We start from the raw sequence: 19843 nt of genomic DNA, 5'->3' as shown, positions 1-19843 counted from the left end.
GCTGCTCCTGGACGAGCCGACCGCCGCCCTGGACCTGCGCCACCAGGAGCTGGTGCTGCGGGTCCCCCTGGTCCGGGCCGCGCGACGGCGGCCCTGGCCATCGGTGCGGCCCTGCTCCTGGCCACCGTGCTCCTCGGCCTCGCCGTGGGCTCGCAACACGAGCCGGTCCGGACGGTGATCGACGTCGTGGTGCGCCGTCTCGGGCTGGGCAACCCGCACGTGACGCTGCTGGCCGACCAGATCGTCTGGCAGTTGCGGCTGCCCCGGGTTCTGGGAGCGGCTGCCACCGGCGCCGGCCTCGCGGTCTGCGGTGCGGTGTTGCAGACGCTGACCGGGAACGACCTGGCCGATCCCTTCCTGCTCGGGATCTCGGACGGAGCCGCCGCCGGCGCGGTCACCGTGATCGTCCTCGGCGTCGGCGTGACCGGCGCCGTGGGCACCGGCGCGGTGTCCACGGCGGCCTTCGCCGGTGCCCTGCTAGCCGCCGTCGTCGTCCTGGCACTGGCCGGCGCGCGCACCCGGTCGCTACCGACCACCCGGACCGTGCTCGCCGGCATCGCGGTGGGACAGATGTGCGGGGCCTACACCTCGTTCGTCGTGCTGGTCCTCGGGGACCGCAACGCGGCGCGCGGTGTCATGGAGTGGACGCTGGGCTCGGTCGCCGGCGTGCGGTGGCCCACCGCCGTCTTCCTGACCGCGGTCGCGCTGGCCGGTGTCACGGTCCTGGCCTCCTCGGCCCGCGACCTGGACGCCTTCGCGTTCGGCGAGACCGCCGCCCGCTCCCTCGGCGTCCACGTCGAGCGCACCCGTTGGGTCCTCGTCGCCACCGCCGCGCTGGTAACCGCGTGCCTGGTCGCCCACACCGGCGTCATCGGGTTCCTCGGCCTGGTCGTACCGCATGTCGTCCGTCTCGTCTGCGGCCCGCGCCACGCCCTCCTGCTGCCCGTGTCGGCACTGGTGGGCGCTTCCCTCCTGGTGGGCAGCGACATCGTGGCGCGCTCGGTCCTCCCCGACCGGGAGATCCCCGTCGGCGTCATCACGGCTGGGCTCGGAGCGCCCTTCTTCGCCTGGCTGCTGTGGCGCCAGGGGCGGGCCGACGGGAGGGGGCAGTGACGGTGACGCCCCCCGCCGAGCTGCGCACGGAGGAGCTCCGCGTGAGCATCGGCGGAGCCACGCTGCTGGACGCGGTCTCGCTCGCGTTCGCCCCCGGCCGGATCACGGGCCTGCTCGGACCCAACGGCGCCGGGAAGACCACCTTGCTGCGCGCGGTCGCCGGACTGACCCGGCCGAGCGAGGGGCGGGTCCTCCTGGACGGAGAGGATCTCCACGCACTCACGGCTCGCCGACGAGCACGACAGGTGGCCTTCATGGAGCAGCAGGCGGACACCCGGCTGTCGCTGCCGGTCCGTCAGGTCATCGATCTCGGCCGCACGCCGCACCGCAGCCGCTGGCCCGTGCCGGCGAACTCCGCCACCGACGCCCACGAGCGGTCCGTGTTCGCCGCGGCCGTGGCCGCAGCCGACGTCGGCCACCTGCTCGACCGGTCCTGGCCGACGCTGTCGGGTGGCGAGCGGCAGCGGGTCCAGCTCGCGCGGGCACTGGTGCAGGAGCCCGGCGTGCTCCTGCTCGACGAGCCCACCAACCACCTCGACCTACGCCACCAACTCGGCTTCCTCGGCACCGTACGCGGGCTGGGCATCACCACGGTAGCCGCGCTGCACGACCTCGAACTCGCCGCCGCCTACTGCGACGAGGTCGCCGTCCTGCTCGACGGCCGACTGGTCGCCCACGGGCCCAGCTCCGACGTGCTCACCTCGCCGACGATCGCGCACGTCTACGGCGTCGACGTCACCGTGGAACGACACCCCCGGCACGACAGACCGCACATCCGGTGGAACGGACTGCTCCCCGAAGGGACAACACCATGACCCGCCCCGTCCCGGGCGCGCTCGCCCGCCGCAGTGCCACGCTCCTGGTCGGCATGTCGATGGGGGAAGCCGTCCGCCGTGACGAACTCCTCCGGACAGCGGCGTCGCACCAGGCCTCGATCGCGTTCCTGCAGCAGGCAGACCCTTCCCTGTCGGCCGAGCTGACCAGGCTGGCCGACGCGGGCGCCGAGACCGTGGTCGTGATCGGCGTCCGCCTCGCGGCGTCCGGCCCGGCCCAGTCCTGGCTACGGCGGATCGCGGCGTACTGGTGGCGCGAGCGCGCGGGCCACCGTCCCGAACTCCTCGTCGCGACCCGCCTCGCCGACTCGCCGGACGCGGTCCCCGCGGTGGCCGCGGTGACGAGGGCCATCACCGGCCAGGAGCCCGGCCTCACGTCCGCGGCCTGGGAGGAAGTCCCCGGCCACCGGCACCAGGTCCTGGTGTGCCGCGGCCCGCGTTGCGCGGCCAAGGGCGCGGAGGAGGGACTACGCGCCCTGGTACAGAAACTGACCGAGCACGGCCTCGGCGACGACGACGTGCTCGTCACCCAGACGGGGTGCCAGTTCCCCTGCAACCAGGCCCCCGTCGCCAGCGTGCAGCCGGACGACATCTGGTACGGGAAGATCGACCCGGCTGTCGCCGGCCGCATCGTCACCGAGCACCTCGCCGGCGGACGACCGGTCGAGTCCCACCGACTCCCACGCCACAGGAAGGAGCAGGCGGACCACCACGACGGCTGATCGCGACCACGAGGCTCAAGCTTGAGCCCGTGCCCCGCCCAGCGGCCGACAGCGCCAAGCGGCGGCATCGAAGCCACCCTCCACCCCTACCGCGACCAGATCAGGGCCATCGACGAGCAGATGATCGAAGCCCTCAAGGACGACCAGCAGTAGACCCACAGCGAGCTTGACCTACGACGAAGCCCCACCCGCGCGGCCGGCTCACCACGGAGTTGCCCGATCTCCCCCGGATCCACGCCGACCCGATGCCCGACCCGCAGACCGAGATCACCTCAGGTCAACGATGTACTAATCAGGCGAGCTTGAGGAGCAGTTCACTCAGTTCCCTCGGCATGGTGATCATGCAGTCGTGGCCGGTCGGCAGCTCCCAGACCTGCGCGGCGGAGCCATTGGGCTGGATCGGGGGGACGGGGCGGCGGGTGATGCCCGGCGGCGTGGGGCCGACGTTGTGGATGTGCGTGCGCGGGATCGCGTCCGCAGCCGGGTTGTCCAGTCGCACGGGTTGCCGAAGGCAGCGCACCGTCTGGTCCGTGAGCGTCTCGCGCAGCCAGGCCACGTCCGCCGGGTCCGTGACGCCGAACAGGCCGAGGGGCGCGGGCAGCTCGGGCATCGGGGGGACGCGCCAGCCGCTCTCGGACTTCTCGGCGAGCTCGATCATCCGCCGCCCCACGGGTTGGACGTCGACCGCGGACTCGCCGTCCTGCGGGACCAGCGCGTCGAGGTAGACGAGGTGTGCGATGCGCTCCGGGATCCGGTTGGCCACGGAGGAGATCACCAGCCCCGCGTAGCTGTGGCCGACGAGGACGACGTCGTCGAGGTCCAGCTCGGCGACCAGCCCGACCACGTCGTCGACGTGCGTGTCGAGTCCCACCTCCGGTCCGAGCAGGTGCGCCTTGTCCCCGCAGCCGGTCAGGGACGGCGCGAACACCCGGTGCCCGTACGCCTCCAGCAGCGGCACCACCCGCTCCCAGCAGCGCCCGCTGTGCCAACTACCGTGTATCAGAAGGAATGTGGACATGAGTGAGAGCCCTTTCCCCTTTCGCGCCCCGGTACTGTCCGAGCACGAAAGACATGCTGCTGCACCCGACGAGGTACAGGCAACAGGACACTTCTCGGCGCCGTTGCTCACCCGGCCGGTGGTCACGTACTGCCCCATCGAGGACTACCGGGACGTGCTGCGCTCGGTACGGCCGACGGCACTGCTCTGGCCACCGCGGTTCTACGAGAAGGTGAGTCAGTCCCACCACAGCACGACAAGGAGGCGCCTCCGGGCCGCTTCCTCGTAGAACCCGCGTAGCGCGCCGAAGTGGGCGAGCAGGTACTCCGTCGGATCGCCGATGAACCCGTGACCGAGTGTGGAGCCCGCACCACTGTCCACGACCGAACGGAGGATCGCTTGCATGTCGATCTTCCCCCGAGCCACGTCGACACCTGGGCGACGTCGGCTGGGTGGAGGGCTGTCGGAGTGGAGTTGCTGAAGAAGGCAATCGCATGCTGGTTCGATCGGTGCGACGGATGATCCGGTTGCCGATCATCCTGAGATTGTGTCGCAGTGGCCGCCAACGCGACCCTGAAACGGGTTCACGCTGACCGGGGCCGGGACAGGCCTCAGGGGCCGCCCCGCCCGTCGCCCGGCGCTGCTGGTGGCGTCGGAGGAGGGCTGGGCGAAGCGGTAGGAGGGACGGTCGCCGGACCGCGGGCGATGCGGGCGCGGCCGTCGTACGGCAGGACGACGAGGTACTGCTGGTCGGTGTCCTCGACGCGGGCCAGCGTGAGGGAGGTGCCGGCCGCCGCGAGTGCCTCGGCGGCCGGGCCGGCCTCCTCCGTCATCCGGTCGAGCCGCGCGTAGGACCGAGTGAGGTCGCGTGCCGGGCCGGTGCCCCAGTATGCGATCCGCGCGCCCCGGCGCAGCGCGGCCAGCAGGTCCGTCCGCAGCGGCCCGTCGTCGGCTTCCTGGAGGAGCAGGTCGTGCAGGCGTTCCTGCCCGCACGGCCGCGTCGGCGCCGCCTCGGCCAGCGCCCGGCACTTCCGGCACGAGGCCAGGTCCTGCGGCTGGAAGTGGTGCAGGAAGAACGACAGGTACCGGCCACGAATCCCGCACAGGGTCCGCCCCCTGTCCCCGGCGTGCCAGACACCGGGCACACCGTGGACCCCGGCGGCGGGGAACTCGGCCGGCTCACGCGCCGCCGCGAACGACCAGGCCCCACCCGGCGCTTCGGTAGCAGGAGAGTCGATCATGCCAGGCAGCATCCCACGCGGCCGGCGATCTGAGCGAGAGCCGGTCCCGAACCCGGACTGGAGGATGCCGCCGCACACCGGGCACCAGTCCCGCTGCCCAGCGAGGCCACCGTTCCTCGCGGGCCTGTTCCGCCAGCAGCATGAGAGCGATGACAGGTGCGGCCCACTGCCGCTGACGACTTGCCGCAACCCGGCGGGCTCCGTCGCCGTACTTCCGGTGCGGCGAGGCGCCCGGCGGGAGCTGTCTGCGGCACGGCGGGCTCCGGTTCTGCCCGTACCTGGCCGCGCTCCCCGGATGCGCGCGCCCGAGACCCGCACGCCCTCGAAGTGCGACCGCACGCCGTCTACCGGCCGGCGCCGGGCTGCGCCAGGATGGTCGGCCAGTCAGCGTGTACGCGGAAGGAAGGGGGAGCAGCATGGGCGATCACCAGAAGCCGCCGGCGCCGCTGGAGAAGGGGAGCCCGCCGCCGGGCAACCAGGACGGGCAGGTGCCTCCCGCGCCGCCGTCGGGCGGGAAGCACAAGAAGTCGTGAGCCCCGACGCCGATCTGGTGGAGCGTCGGGTGCGCATGGACGCGGCGATGGAGCAAGGCGGGGCGTGGCCCCAGGACTCGCCGTGGTTGCGGGAGGCCATGGCCGCGCTGCCGCGCGACCTGTTCGCACCGGATCGGCTGTGGCGCTGGGACGATCGCGCCTACGTGGCGATGGACCGCGCCACTGATCCGGGCGGGTGGGCCGACGAGCTGTACGGCGACGTCAACGCCGCGGCGATCACCCAGGTCACCGACGGTCTGCCGTCCTCCAGCCTGTCCGCGCCCGGCGTGGTGGCGGACATGTTGGACAGCCTCATGCTGGAGCCCGGGCACACGGTGTGGGACGTCGGCGGCGGGCAGGGCTGGACCTGTGCTCTGGCGGCCTGGCAGGCCGGACCCGGCCGGGTGGTGTCGACCGAGGTCGACGAGCGGCTGGCGGCGTTCGCCCGCGAGCGCCTGGCGGCCGCGGGGGTCGGCGCCGAGGTGCTGGCCGGCGACGCCACCCACGCGGGGCCGCTCGGCGGCGCCAGGGTCGACCGGCTCCACGCCACCTACGCCGTCGAGGCCGTCCCGTGGGACTGGGTGGAGGCGACGAAGCCGGGCGGCCGGATCGTCTACCCCTGGGGCAGGCTCGGCCACGTCGCCCTCACCGTTGCCGACGACGGACGCAGCGCGACGGGCTGGGTGCAGGGCCTGGCGCAGTTCATGGCCGACCGGTGCGGGCCGGCTCCGACGCGCGGTGACCACGCCACGTACACGGCGGTGCGCGGTGGTGGCGAGCCCGAGGTGCGGCGGGTGGTGGAACGCGATCCGGCGCCGCTGGCCGACGACTGGCACCTGCGCTTCGCGGTGCGCGTCGCCGTCCCGGACGCCGTCGTTCTGACGGGACGGGACGAGGACGGTGTCAACGTCTGGTTCCACGACGGCGACCGCTCGTGGGCGGCGCTGTCCACGGACGGTGGTGGGGGCGCGGTGCTGTTCCAGGGCGGGCCGCGGCGGATCGGCGACGAGGTGATGACCGCCTGGTCCCAGTGGGAGGCGCTCGGGTCGCCGCACCTGTACGACTACGGGATCACCGTCACCCCCGAGGAACAGTGGGCGTGGCAGGGCGGCCCGGGCGGCCCCCGCTGGCCTGTCGCGCAGGTCGTCCCGGTCGTCCCGGTCAGACGCTGACCGGGGAGGCCGGCCGAGCGGTCAGTCGTTCAGTGGTACAGGCTGGTGTCCATGGACACCGCCTCGACAAGTGAACCGGCCGAAGACCTCAGCGTGTTGACGTACACCTCGGCGGTACCAGCACCCGGACCGGCGCAATCACCGCGGTCGCCGTCACCCCGGACGGGAAGACTCTCCCGCCCGGCGCCGAGGACAAGATCGTCAACGTCAACGACCTCGGCGCACTCGACGAACTGCGTAACCACGCCCGTACGCTGGCGTGCACACGGGCGGGCGGGGGGTCTCTCCGCCCCGGGCTGGAGGACCTACGTCCCGGGTTTGAGCTACCGACAGACCCCGCCCCCGGCCGGGCGGCCGGCCCATGCGGCCGGGAGCCGTTCGTCGGCACCCTGGCATATTCCGTGGACTTCGGCTGATACTGCCAATCGTCGGGCACCCGTGGCGCACCTCTGTCAGCCTGCGGATCGCCCGGTTCGCGTACGGGTCCGCAGAAAGGCGCATCGTGACTGACACCCCGACAGTTCCGCTGTCCACCGGGCTTCCTGGTGACCCTGATCGGCTGCACCTCACCATAACCTGCGAGATCGGCCCGGTCCTGGCAGCCGGTGAACGCTCGCAGACCCACCGATTGCTCGCCCGCTACCCGCAGGAACGGGATGCCGCCGAGATCCGGCGTCCCCCGAACGACGGTCTCAGCCAAGTCGCCCTATTGGGTCTCTGCCAGATCCCCATGGACAGCGGGTCGGTGAGCACGGCGCTCCTGGCCGACCTGGAGAACACGATCCCGCGCGGGTCGGAGGTGATCAGCGCGGTTCACCGGGATGCGCTCACAAACCAGAACGACCGGTCCGAGTTCACCACGGTGCTGCGCAAGATGCTCGGACAAGGGCCGTACGGCGACCTCGGAAACCTCCTCATCGTCAACGAGTTCACGTTCGACGACGGCTGGGACGATCCCGGTCTCGGCGTGCTGCTGATGGGCGAGCTCGTGGCACGCGCTGGCAGCGGGCCCTGCGTGGTGGCCACCGCGCCGAAATTCCTGAACGGCGCCCAGGGATACCAGCGGACCCTCGCCGTGCTGAGCGCCGCAGGCTTCCGCCCGCTGCGCGGGCACACGACGATCGTCGAGCCGTCCGGCCTTCCGGCGTTCTCCGGACCGGCCGGGACGGCGTTGATCCGCCTCCGCCGCGCCTCGGGCGGCTGATCGTCGGCGCCGGCTGATCGCTTCCCGGCCAGCAGGCCGCGGATCCAGGCCGTGAAGTGGGACCACCACAGGCTCCTCCCCCGGTCCTCTCGCCTCCTCCCCCGGCGCGGACCGGCGCAACCAGCTCTGCGGCCACGGCTTCACGTTCGTAGTCGTCCGCGAGTTCGGCGGCCGCAGCCTGTCTCTCGGCTTCCACGGCGACCTTCCCATCCAGCTGTCCCGTGGTTTCCACTCCCTTGACCATCACTGCTTCGACCATCACTGGAGTTACTACTTCCGGTGGGAGCGCCGAAGCCCCCGCCGGGAGTTCCCACGGGCGTTCCGTGCCCACCGGCGCCGCCCGGCCCCGGAAGCCGTCCGAGGCGGCTTCCCCAGCTCGTTCTCCTCGGCCGCGTGGCCGGTGAGGAAGAGAAAGACGTCGTCGAGGGTGGGCCTGCGCAGGCCGATGTCGTCGATGAGGACGCCCAGCCCATCCAGCTCGCGGATGACGTCGGCGAGCACCCGGGCGCCCCCGTCCACCGGCACGAGGATTCGCCGGGTGTGCTGCTCCACGCTGAGCGGGCCCCCACCGTACGGGGTGAGCGCCGCGACGGCCGCACCGATCTGCTCGCGGTCGTGGACCACCACCTCCACCCGCTCGCCGCCGGTCCTGGTCTTGAGGTCGTCGGCGGATCCGCGTGCGATCACCCGGCCGTGGTCGACCACGACGATGTCGTGCGCCAGCCGGTCTGCCTCCTCCAGGTACTGGGTGGTGAGCAGCAGGGTGGTGCCCTCCGCCGCCAGCATCTCGATGACCTCCCACAGCGCCAGCCGGTTGCGCGGGTCCAGACCGGTGGTGGGCTCGTCGAGGAACATCACCGGGGGCCGCACCACCAGCGCGGCCGCCAGGTCGAGCCGGCGGCGCATGCCACCGGAGTAGGTCCTGGCCGGCCGGTCGGCCGCCTCGGCGAGGTCGAACCACTCCAGCAGCTCCCGGGCGCGCGCCTTGGCGTCCCTGCTCCGCATCTGGTAGAGCTCGCCGACCATCTGGAGGTTCTCCCGGCCGGTGAGGTACTCGTCGACCGCCGCGTACTGGCCGCAGAGGCCCAGCAGGCTGCGGACCCGGCCGGGGTGCTTGAGCACGTCCACCCCCGCCACGTGGGCGCTGCCCGCGTCGGGCCGCACCAGGGTGGTGAGCACCCGTACCGTGGTGCTCTTGCCGGCGCCGTTGGGGCCGAGCAGGCCCAGCACCGTCCCCTCCGGCACGTCCAGGTCGACCCCGTCCAGGGCCCGTACGTCGCCGAAGTCCTTCACCAGGCCCTCGGCCCGGATGGCCGCCCTCATGTGCCCCTCCTTCTCCTGGAACCAGCCGGGAACCACCTGACGGCCGGCACTGGCAGGATCCCCCCGGAGCACCCGTCGTGCTCTTCGGCGGGGAAGCGGAGGCACCGCGTGCGCGGCCTCCGGGATGCGAGCCACCCGGGTGTGGTGGAAATGTGGAAGGGAGAGCCCGGCCCGGCCCTGGCCGCCCCACCGGGTTCCCGAAGGCCGTGTGCACCGGACGAGAAGGACCGAGGACCCGCACAGACCTGCGGCGGTCACACGCCGGCCGCCCGGAGGCCCCCGCCGGCTCACGCTCCCTTGCGCGAATCGATACCGGATGCGGCTCCTGCCGAATCGAGGCGGTACCAGTGGATCTCAGGATGTCGGTCGAAGCCCGGGAGGCGTTCCTCGCAAGCCCGCACGTGGGAATCCTGGGGGTGGACGACGCGCGCGACGGCGGCGGACCGCTGCTCGTCCCGCTCTGGTACTCCTACCGGCCCGGCGGGCTGGTGACGATCCAGACCGGGCGGACGACGCTGAAGGCCCGGCTCATCCGCAGCGCGGGCCGGTTCAGCCTCTGCGCGCAGGTCGAGTCGGCGCCCTACCGCTACGTCAGCGTGGAGGGGCCGGTGGTGGCCGTCGAGGACCCGCTGCCGCCGGCCGCACGCGAGGAGCTGGCCTGCCGGTATCTGGACGCGGACACGGCGGCGGCGTACCTGGACGCCAACCGGCGGCAGCTGGCCGACGACGTCCTCATCCGCATGAGGCCCGAGAGATGGCGGACCGCCGACTTCGCCGCCTTCGCCAAGGAGTTCGAACCGTAGCCACCCGCGCGCGGTCCGTGTGCGGCAGAGAGCGTGACGTCCCGATGAACACCCGAACAACGACGCATCAGGAGACGGCCGAGCACGCCGCGGCGGTGCCGTATCCACGCGATCGCTGCCTCCACGAGCTGTTCGACGCCCGGGCGGTGCACCGCCCGCGGGCCATCGCCTCCGTACAGCACGGCCGCGGCATCAGCTACGGCGAACTCAAGCTCTGCTCCGACGCGGTGGCGGCCCGGCTGCACGACTCCGGCGTGCGGTACGGCGACACGGTCGGGGTGTGCGGGGCCCGCTCTCCGGAGGCGCTGGTCGCGTTCCTGGGCATCCTCAAGACCGGTGCGGCCTACGTCCCGCTCGACGACGCCTCACCACCCGCGCGCCTGCAGGCGATGGCCGAGGACGCGGGGGTGCACACCGTCGTCACGCTGCCCGGCAGCTCCCGCCGTATCCGGCGCGTGCGTTCCCGCATCGACCTGGGTGGCCTGGCCCCGACCGCCCCGGCCGCGGTGCCGCAGGCCCGGGTGCTCCCCGCGGACTGCGCCTACGTGATGTTCACCTCCGGCTCGACCGGCCGCCCCAAACCCGTGGCGATCCCGCACCGCGGAATCGTCCGGCTGGCCGCCTCCGACCTGGTCCGGCAGCGGCCGCGGCCCGGTGAGCGGGTTCTGCACGCCTACGACCTCTCCTCGGACGCCTCCACGATCGAGATCTGGCCCGCGCTGCTCGCCGGCGCCTGCATCGTGATCGCCGACCAGGAGGAACTGCTGTCGCCGACCGCCCTGGAATCGCTGCTGCTCTCCGAGCGGGTCAGCATCGCCTACCTGACCACCGGGGTGTTCCACCACATCGCGCGCACCAGGCCCTCGGCGCTGCGGTCCCTGCGGTTCGCCTCGGCCGGAGGCGAGGCGATGGACGCGGAACTGGCCCGCGCGATACTGGCCGCCTGCCCGGACACCACCGTGGTCAACTTCTACGGCCCGACCGAGAACAGCGTGGTGTCCACCGCACACGCGCTGCACGACCTGCCTCCCGAGGCGACGGCCGTGCCGATCGGCCTCCCCCTGGAGAACTCCACCTGCCACGTGCTGTGCCCGGACGGCACGCTCGCCGACACCGGCGAGGAAGGCGAGCTCCTCGTCGGCGGGGACGGGCTCGCCCTGGGGTACCTCGGCGACCCCGGGCTGACCGCCGAGCGCTTCGTCGACGACCTCGTCGAGCCCGGTACGCGCCTCTACCGCACCGGTGACCGCGTGGTCCGGCGCCCGGACGGCGTACTGGAGTACCGGGCCCGGGTGGACCGGCAGATCAAACTGCGCGGGCACCGCATCGAGCCGGACGAGGTGGAGGCGCGGCTGCGCGCGGACGACGCGGTGGGCGAGGCCGTCGTCGAACGGGAGGGCGACGCCCTGATCGGGTACGTGACCCCGGCCCGCCCCGGCCAGGCACTGACCCTGGACCGCATCCGCAGCGGTCTCGCCGCCTGGCTGCCCGCACCCGCGGTGCCCGCGCGGCTGGTGGAACTCGCGCGCTTCCCGGTGACGGCCGGGGGCAAGGTCGACCGCGCCCGGCTGCGCAGCCTGGCGGCGACCGGGCAGGCGGCCGTCCCGGCGACGGTGAACGGCACCGCGTCCGGCCCGCAGGACACGGTGGCCCGGATCTGGCAGGTGGTGCTGGGTGTGCACCCGGCGCCGGGTGACAGCTTCTTCGACATCGGCGGCGACTCCCTGCTGGCAGCCGAGGCCGTCACCCGTACGCTGGCCGCCTTCGGCCTCGACGCCCGGCACGGCCGCACCCTCGTCCACAGCCTGCTGCGCTCCCCGACACTGGAGGACTTCACCGCCGCCGTCGCCGCCGTCCAGGGCCCGCACGGCAGGGTGAACGCCGACGCGGGCCCGGTGGACTTCCGCGCCGAGGCACGGCTGGGCTTCACCCTCCCGCCGACGCGCGGGCCGGAGCCGGACTGGCACCACCCCGCGGAGGTGCTGCTCACCGGCGCCTCCGGCTTCGTCGGCGCCTTCCTTCTGGACGCGCTACTGCGCCGCACCGACGCCCGGGTGTGCTGCCCGGTGCGAAGCCGGGCCCCCGCCCACGCCCGGCAGAAGGTGATGCGCAACCTCGCCCGCTTCGGCCTCGCCACCCCCGAAGCCGCCGACCGCGTCGTGTGCCTCCCCGCCGACCTCGCCGAGCCCGGCCTCGGACTGGAGCCGGGCCGCGCCGACGAACTCGCCGACACCGTCGACCTGGTGATCCACTCGGCCGCGCAGGTCAACTTCATCTATCCGTACGACGCGCTGCGCCGCACCAACGTGGAAGGCACCAGGGAGCTCATCCGACTGGCGGCCGGGCGCCGGGTGCCGGTGCACTTCCTCTCCACCATCGCGGTGCTCGCCGGCTTCGGAACCGCCGGCGTACGGCACGTCGACGAGGACCTGCCGCTCGACCACGCCGACGGGCTCACCATGGGCTACGCCGAGAGCAAGTGGGTCGCCGAGGAGGTGCTGCGCGACGCCGCGGACCAGGACCAGGGCCTGCCGGTGGCGGTCTACCGTCCGTACGAGATCACCGGCGACCGGCACACCGGCGCGTGCAACACCGACACCGCGATCTGCTCGCTGTTCAAGACCATCAGCGAGACCGGGCTCGCCCCCGACATCCGGCTGCCGCTGGACTTCGTCCCGGTGGACTTCCTCTCCGACGCCCTGGTGCACATCGCCACCACCCACCGCGCCACGCGCCGGACCTACCACATGACCAACCCCCGCGCCGCGAGCCTGTGCGACATGCTCGACCGGATGGACAGGGCCGGCCACCGGATCTCCCGCCTCCCCTACGAGGAGTGGGTGGGCGAGCTCGTCCGCCACGTCGCGCAGCACCCCACGAGCCCCACGGCCCCGTTCGTCTCGCTGTGCGTGGACCGCTGCAAGCAGGCCGACATGTCCGTCAAGGAGATGTACTTCGAGGGCACCTTCCCGACCGTCGGGCGGGCCAACGTCGAGCACGACCTGGCCACCTCGGGCCTGCACTGCCCTCCCGTCGACGCGGAGCTGCTGGACCGCTACCTGGAGTACTTCTACACCACCGGTTACATCGAACGCCCCTGCCCCCGCCACCCGGAAGGGGCGCACTCATGAGCGCACGGCCGCCCGGTGCGCGGGGGCCCGGCGCCGAGCCGGACGTCCTGGACTTCCCGCTCCCGCCGCCGGGCACCATGGGGCCGCCCGAGGAGTCCGCGCGGCTGCGCGAGAACTGCCCCCTGGCTAGGGTCAGGCTGCCGATGGACGCGACCGCCTGGTACGCCACCCGGCACGAGGACGTCCGGATGCTCTTCGCGGACCCCCGGCTGATCAGGCCGACCATCAACGACTGGCCGCCGCGTCCCGGGCAACCCGCGGACGACGGGCCGCGCCTGGTCACGATCGCCGAGCTCGACGGCCCCCGGCACGCGGCCCTGCGCCGGGCGCTGGCCGAGCCGTTCAGCTCCCGGGCCGTGCGCGACCACCTGCCGCGCATCCGCGGGCTGGCCGGGCGACTGCTGCGGGCGTTCGAGGACGACGGCCCGCCCGGCGACCTGGTCGCCGGCTTCACCGACCCCTTCCCCCTGCTCGTGCTCTGCGACCTGGTCGGCATCCCCTTCGAGGACCGGGACCGGTTCCTCCCGGTGCTGGACGCGGCCCTCGGCGGCATGGTGACCTCGCAGGAGGGGCGCCGGGTCACCGGCCTGCTGCGCGAGTACGTCGCCGCACTGATCGCCCGGAAGCGGGACCGGCCCGGCGACGACGTCCTGACCCGGCTGGTCCGCCGGTGCGACGACGGCGAGCTGACCCACGACGACGTGATGGCCTTCGGGCTGTCCATGCTCACCGTCGGCTTCGGCATCAGCAGCTTCTTCCTGGCCGACACCGTGCACACCCTGCTCGACCGGCCGGGCCTGTGGGCCCGCCTGCGCGACGACCGGGAGCTGATGCCCGGCGCGGTGGAGGAGTTCCTGCGCTACATGCCGGTGATGAACGGCACCGTGATCCTCCTGGCGACCGAGGACATCGAACTGCACGGGCGGACGATCCGCGAGGGCGACGCCGTCATCCCCGTACCGGCCTCCGCCAACCGCGACGAGCGGGTGTTCGCCGACGCCGACCGGCTCGACCTGGACCGGGCCGGCGCGACCACGGGCCGCGGGGGCCACCTCGCCTTCGGACGAGGAGCCCACAACTGCCTCGGCGCCCACCTGGCCCGCGCCGAACTGTCCGCGGGAGTCGAGGCGTTGCTCGACCACTTCCCGCGGCTGCGCCTCGCCGAAGGACAGGAACCCGCCTGGGACGACGAATCCGTGACCAAGTCACCGCTGACCCTACCGGTCAGCTGGTGAGACCCGACCGGCCACCTCGCACGCGATCACCTCGCACGCGACCACCTCCCACGCGACCACCTCGTACGCGACCACCTCGTACGCGACCAGGGAGCACCGCCAGTGAGCAGCTCACCGCCGCAACCCGCCGCCGACCCGCCCGCCATCAACCTGCCCGCCATCGACCTGCCCCTCCCGCCGCCGGGCACCATGGGCCCGCCCACGCAGTACGGGTGGCTGCGCCGGGAGTGCCCGCTCACGGAGGTCCGGCTGCCGATCGGCGCCACCGCCTGGTACGCCACCCGCTACGAGGACGTCCGGGACCTGATCGCGGACCCCCGGCTGATCCGGCCGACCATCAACGACTGGCCGCCCCGACCTGACCGGGCCGCCGACGACGACGAGCCGGGCCTGATCACGATGATGGAACTGAACGGCCCCCGCCACGAGGCCCTGCGCCGCGCTCTGGCCGAGCCGTTCAGCGTCCGTTCCGTCCGGCGCCGGCTGCCGCGACTGCGCCGGTCGGCCGATGGGCTGCTGGACGACTTCACGGCCGCCGGGCAGCCCGGCGACCTGGTCGGCGGCTTCCTGGAGCCCTTCCCGCTGCTGGCCATGTGCGAGCTGGTGGGCATCCCCTACGAGGACCGCGAGTACTTCCTGCCCAGGGCGGACGCCGCCCTCGGGGCGATGGTCACCCTGGACGAGGGCCGCGAGGTCACCTCCGAACTGCGCGAGTACATCGCGTCACTGCTCGACCGCAAGCGGCGCGAGCCCGCCGACGACGTCCTCACCGGGCTGGTCCACGCGTGCGGGCCCGGCACCCTGGACGGGGAGAGCGCGGTGACCTTCGGGCTCTCGATGCTGGTCGCCGGCTACCGCACGAGCACCATGTTCCTGGCCGACGCCGTGGTGGCCCTGCTGACCGCGCCCGACCGGTACGCCCGGCTCCGCGACGACCGCGGCCTCATACCCGGCGCGGTGGAGGAACTCCTGCGGTACGTACCGGTCATGAACGGCGTCGTGGTCCTCCAGGCCGTCGAGGACATCGAGTTGCACGACCGCAGGATCCGCGCGGGCGACGCCGTTCTGCCCGTCCTCGCCTCGGCCAACCGCGACGAGCGGGTGTTCACCGACGCCGACCGGCTCGACCTGTGCCGGGCGGAGAACCCGCACCTCACCTTCGGCCGGGGTGCGCACAACTGCATCGGCGCGCACCTGGCCCGGGCCCAGATGGCCGTGGGACTGGAAGCCCTGCTCGACCGCTTCCCGCGACTGCGCCTCGCCGAAGGACAGGAACCCGCCTGGGACGACGAATCCCCGAGCAAGTCACCGCTCACCCTCCCCGTCAGCTGGCACGTCACCACCGCTGCCGCTCAAGGGGTCGGCGATCCACCGGAACGACCGCGAAGCCACCGGCCCCCACCGCCGTGACGACACCGCCGAGCGTTGCCCTCACCGCCGTGGTCTGCGGCATCACCCAGTCAGAGTAGAAGATCGCAAGGAGCCCATCGAGCTTGGGCTCGACGGCGACCTCCCGACCGGGCCGGTCCGGGATCATCTCCAGTGCCATTCGCACCCCCGCACCCCTCTGCCGTTCATTCAGCTCATGGGACTCGATCGAAGATCCTCGCCTCACGCTAGCCCTTGGGCCGCTGCCGCGGTTCAGGAATCTTGTGTCCGCGACGGTCGATCGGTCCCGGCCGGTCAGGCCCGGTCGAGCAGTCCCCGGTCGAGCAGTGCGGCGAGGTAGCGTGCGACCTCGCCGCGCAGTTCCTCCGGTGTCGGCACGTGCCAGTGCCCGCTTCCCGCTGCGCCGTTGAACAGCAGCCCGTCGCACCAGCGGATCAGCCGTCGGGCGTCGGCCACGGGGTCGGCCGAGCCGCTCTGTGCCAGCAGGACGGCAGCGGTGTCGGTGAAGCGCGCGCCCAGCCGGTCGTAGCCGGCGCGCAGTTCGGGCCGGCGGGTGGCTTCCAGGGCGAGTTCGAGGCGGGCCAGCGTGAGGCTGCGCCCGGTGGTGAGCGCCTCGTACAGCAGCTCGGCCACTCCCTGGGAGAGCAGGTTGCGCGGGCAGGCGTCCGGCGGGGGCCCGCCGGCCATGAGCGGGTGGCCTCCGGTCTCGCGTTCGACGATGCGGGTGAGGGCGAGGTCGAGCAGGGCGGCCCTGGTCCGGGCGAGGTTCGAGGTCGAGCCGGCGGGCAGTCCGGCCTCCTCGTCCACCGCGCGGTGGGTCAGCCCGCGCAGGCCGCGCTCGGCGATCAGGGCGATGGCGGCGTCGGCGATCAGCGTCGGGCGCGGCGGTGTCATGGATCCGATCACGGCCTCTCTCCTCAGGGGGGTCTCGACCCGGGGCGGGCCCGAACCCCATTCACGTCAACACTAGCCCATCCCAACTACAGGTGTAGTACGGTGCGGGAAGTGGTCACTACAGCCGTAGTGTCGGGAGAGGGGTTCACTCATGGACGCGTATCAGGCGATCGTCATCGGCGGCGGCATCGGCGGGCTCTCCGCCGCCCTCGCCCTCCACCGCCAGGGCATCCCCGTGACCGTCCACGAGCGCGCCGCCTCGCTCGAACCCGTCGGCGCCGGACTCGCCCTCGCCCCCAACGCCCTACGCGCCCTCGACCGGCTCGGCGTCGGCGAACGCCTGCGCGCCCTCGCCACCGCACATCCCGCCATCGGCCTGCGCCACCCCTCCGGACGCTGGCTCGCCCGCACCGACACCGCCACCTTCGAGGCCCGCTTCGGCGAGACGATCACCGCCGTCGCCCGCGCCGACGTCATCGCCACCCTGGTCGACGCCCTTCCGGACGGCACCGTCCGCACCAACTCGCCCGCCGCCCTCGTCACCCCCGGAGGCACCACCGAACCAGCCGTCGTCTCGACCCCCGACGGGAACCGGCCCGCCGCCCTGGTGGTCGCCGCCGACGGCCTCCGCTCCGCCACCCGCGCGCAGCTCTTCCCGCAGCACCCCGGCCCCCGCTACAGCGGCTTCACCACCTGGCGCACCATCGTGTCCCCCACCCGCCGGCCGGATGCCGTGGGCGAGGTCTGGGGACGCGGACAGCTCGCCGGCGTCGTCCCGCTCGCCGACGGCCGGGTCTACGTGTACGGCGCCGCCCTCGCCCCGGCCGGCGCCCGCGCCGCCGACGGCGACGAGAAGGCCGAACTCCTGCGCAGGTACGGCACCTGGTGCGCGCCCGTACCCCAACTCCTCGCGCTCGCGGAACCCGGGCGCGTCCTGCGCCACGACGTCTGGGACCTCTCCGACCCCCTGCCCGCCTACCACCAGGGCCGGGTCGCCCTCCTCGGCGACGCCGCCCACGCCATGTGCCCCTTCCAGGGCCAGGGCGCCTGCCAGGCCATCGAGGACGCCGTCGTCCTCGCCTCCGCCCTGACCCCCGCCGCGGACCCGGCCACCAGCCTCCCCGCCTACACCGCCGCACGCCTCCCGCGCACCACCGCCATCGTCACCGGCTCCCGCCGCATCGGCGGCCTCGTCGCCCTCCGCACCCCCGCCGCCACCCGCCTGCGCGACGCCGCCCTCACCCTCGCCGGCCTCCTCCCGGCCCGCACCCTGCTCAACCGCTCCGCCCGGACGTACAACTGGCAGCCCCCGGCCCTCGACGCGACCGCCTGAGCACGGATCGCCCTCCACTGCCCGGGGTCGGCCGTCCGTACCGGGAGATTGTCCGGTGCCGTGCCCGATGTACGGACGGCCGACGGGGCAGGTGCACGCCTTCCACGGGCGGGTGGTCGCGGACGTGCCGGTGGACGGGCGGCGGGTCGTCGCAGCCGTGCGGGTCCGACGCACGGTCTGCCCGGGCCGGGGCTGCCCGCGGCAGACGTTCCGCGAGCAGCTTCCCGGCCTGATCGAGCGCTATCAGCAGCGCACGCGCCGTCTCGCCGACCAACTTCGACTCGCTGGCCGGCCGTCGCGCCGGCCGGGCCGTCGGCTACCCGCGGTTCGAGAAGAAGGGCCGGGCCCGGGCAGAGAAGGTGGGTGTTTTTACCGGGGTGAAATAGAGCCACGGCTTCGGGGTGAATGGGAGCCAGGGGTTCTCCGGTGAGATCGGGAGCCAACCGATGTGATGGTGTGGAGCATGCCGCTTTCGGAGCAATCGTGGAGGCTTGCGCCGTCTGGCCGTCACGCTGTGCTGGAGCCGGTGAAGGGCTCTATCGACGCGATGCTGCGCGAGGACCTGGACGCTCCGGCGAAGCAGAAGCACACGATCCCGCGGATGATGGAGCGTCTGGCTGCGGAGCACGACTTCGAGTTGGCCCGTTCGACCACGGTCTGGGACTACGTGTCCAAGCGGCGCCCGCAGATCCGCGCGGAGGCTCTGGAGGGCCGGCGGCATCTCGATGGCATGGTGCCGCAGGCGAAGAGGCCGGGCGAGGAGGCGGAGGTCGCCTTCGCGGACTTCTGGCTGGACCTGGCCGGGCAGCGGCGCAAGTGCGTGCTGTTCACGCTGCGGCTTTCCTACTCGGGCAAGGCGGTGCACCGGGTCTACGCGACAGCGTCCCAGGAGGCGTTCCTGGAAAGCCACGTCGAGGCGTTCACCGTGCTGGGCGGGGTTCCGTCGGTGCACATCCGCTACGACAACTTGAAGCCGGCGGTCAAGCAGGTGCTGTTCGGCCGCTCCAGGCTGGAGTCGGCGCGGTGGGCGTCGTTCAAGTCCTGGTACCAGTTCTCCGCGTTCTACTGTGCGCCCGGCGAGGACGGTGCCCACGAGAAGGGCGGGGTGGAGCACGAGGGCGGGCGGTTCCGCCGCAAACACCTGGTCCCGCCGCCTGCGGTCGACTCGCAGGCGGAGCTGAACGAGCGTCTAGCCGCGATCGACTTCTCCAAGAACCCGAACATCACCCCCGAGGTCGTCGCGGACCTGAAGTCCCCGACCTGGGTCCGCGAAGGCCGGCCTCTGGTGTTGATCGGCGACTCCGGCACCGGCAAGTCCCACCTGCTGATCGGCATCGGCACCGCCGTCACCGAGACCGGCCTGTCGGTGCGCTACACCACCACCAGCGCGCTGGTGAACGAGCTCGCCGAAGCCGACGCCAGCCGCCGCCTGTCCTCTGTCATCGCCCGCTACAGCAAGATCGACCTTTTGTGCCTGGACGAGTTCGGCTACCTCAACCTTGACCGCAAGGGAGCCAAACTGCTGTTCCAGATCTTCACCGAGCGTGAGGAGCGCAAGGCCACCGCGGTCGCCACGAACTCACCCTTCACCGGATGGGACAAGACCTTCGGCGACGCCCGCCTCTGCGCGGCCATCGCCGACCGGATCACCTTCCGCTGCACCCTGATCCAGACCGGCACCGAGTCCTACCGCTACCAGGCCACCCAGGAATCCCTCTTCCCAGCCAAGAACTGACGCACTGTTGGACGAATCTCTGCGTGAGCACGTAGGCGGGGTCGGCGTCACCGGGGGTGGACATGAGAGTGGGCAGGGGCTGGGTGGGCAGCGGTCGACAACATCGCCTGACAGTCCCTCATCGCCGCCTTCACCCAGGAGAACGGCATCGTCGACGCGCCTCTCTTGTCCGACTACAGAATCAG

At 72.7% G+C, this 19843-nt stretch carries 18 protein-coding genes and 2 pseudogenes; 14 read left to right on the top strand and 6 right to left on the bottom strand.

Translation table 11 applies throughout. The features are described from left to right. The 5 genes and pseudogenes from AB0O82_RS33445 to AB0O82_RS33425 form a co-directional block, all read left to right on the top strand. Positions 1 to 82, top strand: a pseudogene (locus AB0O82_RS33445) (hemin ABC transporter ATP-binding protein); the annotation flags it as partial. Positions 83 to 126: 44 nt separating this feature from the next. Beyond that, positions 127 to 1113 carry an iron chelate uptake ABC transporter family permease subunit gene (locus tag AB0O82_RS33440; protein WP_363587968.1) on the top strand — a complete coding sequence of 329 codons (987 nt, stop codon included), beginning with the start codon at positions 127 to 129 and terminating at the stop codon, positions 1111 to 1113. 41 nt (positions 1114 to 1154) lie between these two features. Next, complete coding sequence (locus AB0O82_RS33435) at positions 1155 to 1928, top strand: ABC transporter ATP-binding protein (protein WP_363587966.1); 774 nt, start codon at positions 1155 to 1157, stop codon at positions 1926 to 1928. Further along, positions 1925 to 2668 carry a (2Fe-2S) ferredoxin domain-containing protein gene (locus AB0O82_RS33430; RefSeq protein ID WP_363587964.1) on the top strand — a complete coding sequence of 248 codons (744 nt, stop codon included), beginning with the start codon at positions 1925 to 1927 and terminating at the stop codon, positions 2666 to 2668. Before AB0O82_RS33435 ends, AB0O82_RS33430 begins: the two co-directional genes overlap by 4 nt. A 21-nt stretch (positions 2669 to 2689) precedes the next feature. Then, the gene (locus AB0O82_RS33425) at positions 2690 to 2821 is read left to right on the top strand and encodes a hypothetical protein (protein WP_363587962.1); all 132 of its coding nucleotides are present in this window, start codon (positions 2690 to 2692) and stop codon (positions 2819 to 2821) included. A gap of 139 nt (positions 2822 to 2960) precedes the next feature. Here AB0O82_RS33425 and AB0O82_RS33420 read toward each other — a convergent pair whose 3' ends face one another. The 3 genes from AB0O82_RS33420 to AB0O82_RS33410 all read right to left on the bottom strand — a co-directional run bounded on the left by AB0O82_RS33420 (position 2961) and on the right by AB0O82_RS33410 (position 4906). Continuing rightward, the gene (locus AB0O82_RS33420; protein WP_363587960.1) at positions 2961 to 3686 is read right to left on the bottom strand and encodes an alpha/beta hydrolase; all 726 of its coding nucleotides are present in this window, start codon (positions 3684 to 3686) and stop codon (positions 2961 to 2963) included. A gap of 216 nt (positions 3687 to 3902) precedes the next feature. Continuing rightward, on the bottom strand, positions 3903 to 4070 hold the full coding sequence (locus AB0O82_RS33415) for a hypothetical protein (protein WP_363587958.1): 168 nt from the start codon (positions 4068 to 4070) through the stop codon (positions 3903 to 3905). Positions 4071 to 4276: 206 nt separating this feature from the next. After that, positions 4277 to 4906, bottom strand: a complete 630-nt coding sequence (locus tag AB0O82_RS33410; RefSeq protein WP_363587956.1) for a hypothetical protein — start codon at positions 4904 to 4906, stop codon at positions 4277 to 4279. Between the two features lie 529 nt (positions 4907 to 5435). On the opposite strand from AB0O82_RS33410, the gene AB0O82_RS33405 reads away from it, so the two are divergent. Further along, a complete protein-coding gene (locus AB0O82_RS33405; RefSeq protein WP_363587954.1) occupies positions 5436 to 6611 on the top strand; it encodes a methyltransferase domain-containing protein in 1176 nt (391 codons plus the stop codon). Positions 6612 to 6640: 29 nt separating this feature from the next. Here the strand turns inward: AB0O82_RS33405 and AB0O82_RS33400 are convergent, their stop codons facing one another. After that, positions 6641 to 6856 carry a hypothetical protein gene (locus tag AB0O82_RS33400; protein ID WP_363587952.1) on the bottom strand — a complete coding sequence of 72 codons (216 nt, stop codon included), beginning with the start codon at positions 6854 to 6856 and terminating at the stop codon, positions 6641 to 6643. A 257-nt stretch (positions 6857 to 7113) separates the two neighbouring features. Between AB0O82_RS33400 and AB0O82_RS33395 the strand changes: the two genes are divergently transcribed. Continuing rightward, entirely contained in the window at positions 7114 to 7815 is a 702-nt protein-coding gene (locus AB0O82_RS33395) for a hypothetical protein (RefSeq protein ID WP_363587950.1), read from the top strand. 270 nt (positions 7816 to 8085) lie between these two features. Here AB0O82_RS33395 and AB0O82_RS33390 read toward each other — a convergent pair whose 3' ends face one another. Beyond that, the gene (locus tag AB0O82_RS33390) at positions 8086 to 9138 is read right to left on the bottom strand and encodes an ATP-binding cassette domain-containing protein (RefSeq protein ID WP_363587948.1); all 1053 of its coding nucleotides are present in this window, start codon (positions 9136 to 9138) and stop codon (positions 8086 to 8088) included. Between the two features lie 359 nt (positions 9139 to 9497). On the opposite strand from AB0O82_RS33390, the gene AB0O82_RS33385 reads away from it, so the two are divergent. The 4 genes from AB0O82_RS33385 (at position 9498) to AB0O82_RS33370 (ending at position 15717) form a co-directional block, all read left to right on the top strand. Further along, complete coding sequence (locus AB0O82_RS33385) at positions 9498 to 9941, top strand: pyridoxamine 5'-phosphate oxidase family protein (RefSeq protein WP_363587946.1); 444 nt, start codon at positions 9498 to 9500, stop codon at positions 9939 to 9941. 44 nt (positions 9942 to 9985) lie between these two features. Next, a complete protein-coding gene (locus AB0O82_RS33380; protein WP_363587944.1) occupies positions 9986 to 13072 on the top strand; it encodes an amino acid adenylation domain-containing protein in 3087 nt (1028 codons plus the stop codon). Next, positions 13069 to 14307 (top strand): cytochrome P450, encoded by a 1239-nt coding sequence (locus AB0O82_RS33375; protein WP_363587942.1) that lies wholly within the window; start codon positions 13069 to 13071, stop codon positions 14305 to 14307. The genes AB0O82_RS33380 and AB0O82_RS33375 overlap by 4 nt, the downstream gene beginning before the upstream one ends. A 102-nt stretch (positions 14308 to 14409) precedes the next feature. Next, positions 14410 to 15717, top strand: coding sequence for a cytochrome P450 (locus AB0O82_RS33370; protein ID WP_363587940.1), 1308 nt, complete (start codon positions 14410 to 14412; stop codon positions 15715 to 15717). 273 nt (positions 15718 to 15990) lie between these two features. Here the strand turns inward: AB0O82_RS33370 and AB0O82_RS33365 are convergent, their stop codons facing one another. Continuing rightward, a complete protein-coding gene (locus AB0O82_RS33365) occupies positions 15991 to 16602 on the bottom strand; it encodes a TetR/AcrR family transcriptional regulator (RefSeq protein WP_363587938.1) in 612 nt (203 codons plus the stop codon). A gap of 139 nt (positions 16603 to 16741) precedes the next feature. Between AB0O82_RS33365 and AB0O82_RS33360 the strand changes: the two genes are divergently transcribed. The 3 genes and pseudogenes from AB0O82_RS33360 to AB0O82_RS33350 all read left to right on the top strand — a co-directional run bounded on the left by AB0O82_RS33360 (position 16742) and on the right by AB0O82_RS33350 (position 19658). Further along, positions 16742 to 17923 (top strand): FAD-dependent monooxygenase, encoded by a 1182-nt coding sequence (locus AB0O82_RS33360; protein ID WP_363587936.1) that lies wholly within the window; start codon positions 16742 to 16744, stop codon positions 17921 to 17923. Positions 17924 to 18005: 82 nt separating this feature from the next. Continuing rightward, positions 18006 to 18203, top strand: a pseudogene (locus AB0O82_RS33355) (ISL3 family transposase); the annotation flags it as partial. Between the two features lie 246 nt (positions 18204 to 18449). Next, entirely contained in the window at positions 18450 to 19658 is a 1209-nt protein-coding gene (locus AB0O82_RS33350; RefSeq protein WP_363587934.1) for an ATP-binding protein, read from the top strand. The last annotated feature ends 185 nt before the right edge of the window (positions 19659 to 19843 follow it).

It is taken from the genome of Kitasatospora sp. NPDC088264 (assembly GCF_040685715.1).
GTDB lineage: Bacteria > Actinomycetota > Actinomycetes > Streptomycetales > Streptomycetaceae > Kitasatospora.
The sequence above is the reverse complement of the archived record's forward strand: the minus strand, read 5'-3'. Positions and strand labels throughout refer to the sequence as shown.

Coding starts and splice junctions, on each gene's coding strand:
- AB0O82_RS33430 (WP_363587964.1), top strand. CDS start 1,925: ATGACCCGCCCCGTCCCGGGCGCGCTCGCCCGCCGCAGTGCCACGCTC.
- AB0O82_RS33420 (WP_363587960.1), bottom strand. CDS start 3,686: ATGTCCACATTCCTTCTGATACACGGTAGTTGGCACAGCGGGCGCTGC.
- AB0O82_RS33415 (WP_363587958.1), bottom strand. CDS start 4,070: ATGCAAGCGATCCTCCGTTCGGTCGTGGACAGTGGTGCGGGCTCCACA.
- AB0O82_RS33410 (WP_363587956.1), bottom strand. CDS start 4,906: ATGATCGACTCTCCTGCTACCGAAGCGCCGGGTGGGGCCTGGTCGTTC.
- AB0O82_RS33390 (WP_363587948.1), bottom strand. CDS start 9,138: ATGAGGGCGGCCATCCGGGCCGAGGGCCTGGTGAAGGACTTCGGCGAC.
- AB0O82_RS33385 (WP_363587946.1), top strand. CDS start 9,498: ATGTCGGTCGAAGCCCGGGAGGCGTTCCTCGCAAGCCCGCACGTGGGA.
- AB0O82_RS33380 (WP_363587944.1), top strand. CDS start 9,986: ATGAACACCCGAACAACGACGCATCAGGAGACGGCCGAGCACGCCGCG.
- AB0O82_RS33375 (WP_363587942.1), top strand. CDS start 13,069: ATGAGCGCACGGCCGCCCGGTGCGCGGGGGCCCGGCGCCGAGCCGGAC.
- AB0O82_RS33360 (WP_363587936.1), top strand. CDS start 16,742: ATGGACGCGTATCAGGCGATCGTCATCGGCGGCGGCATCGGCGGGCTC.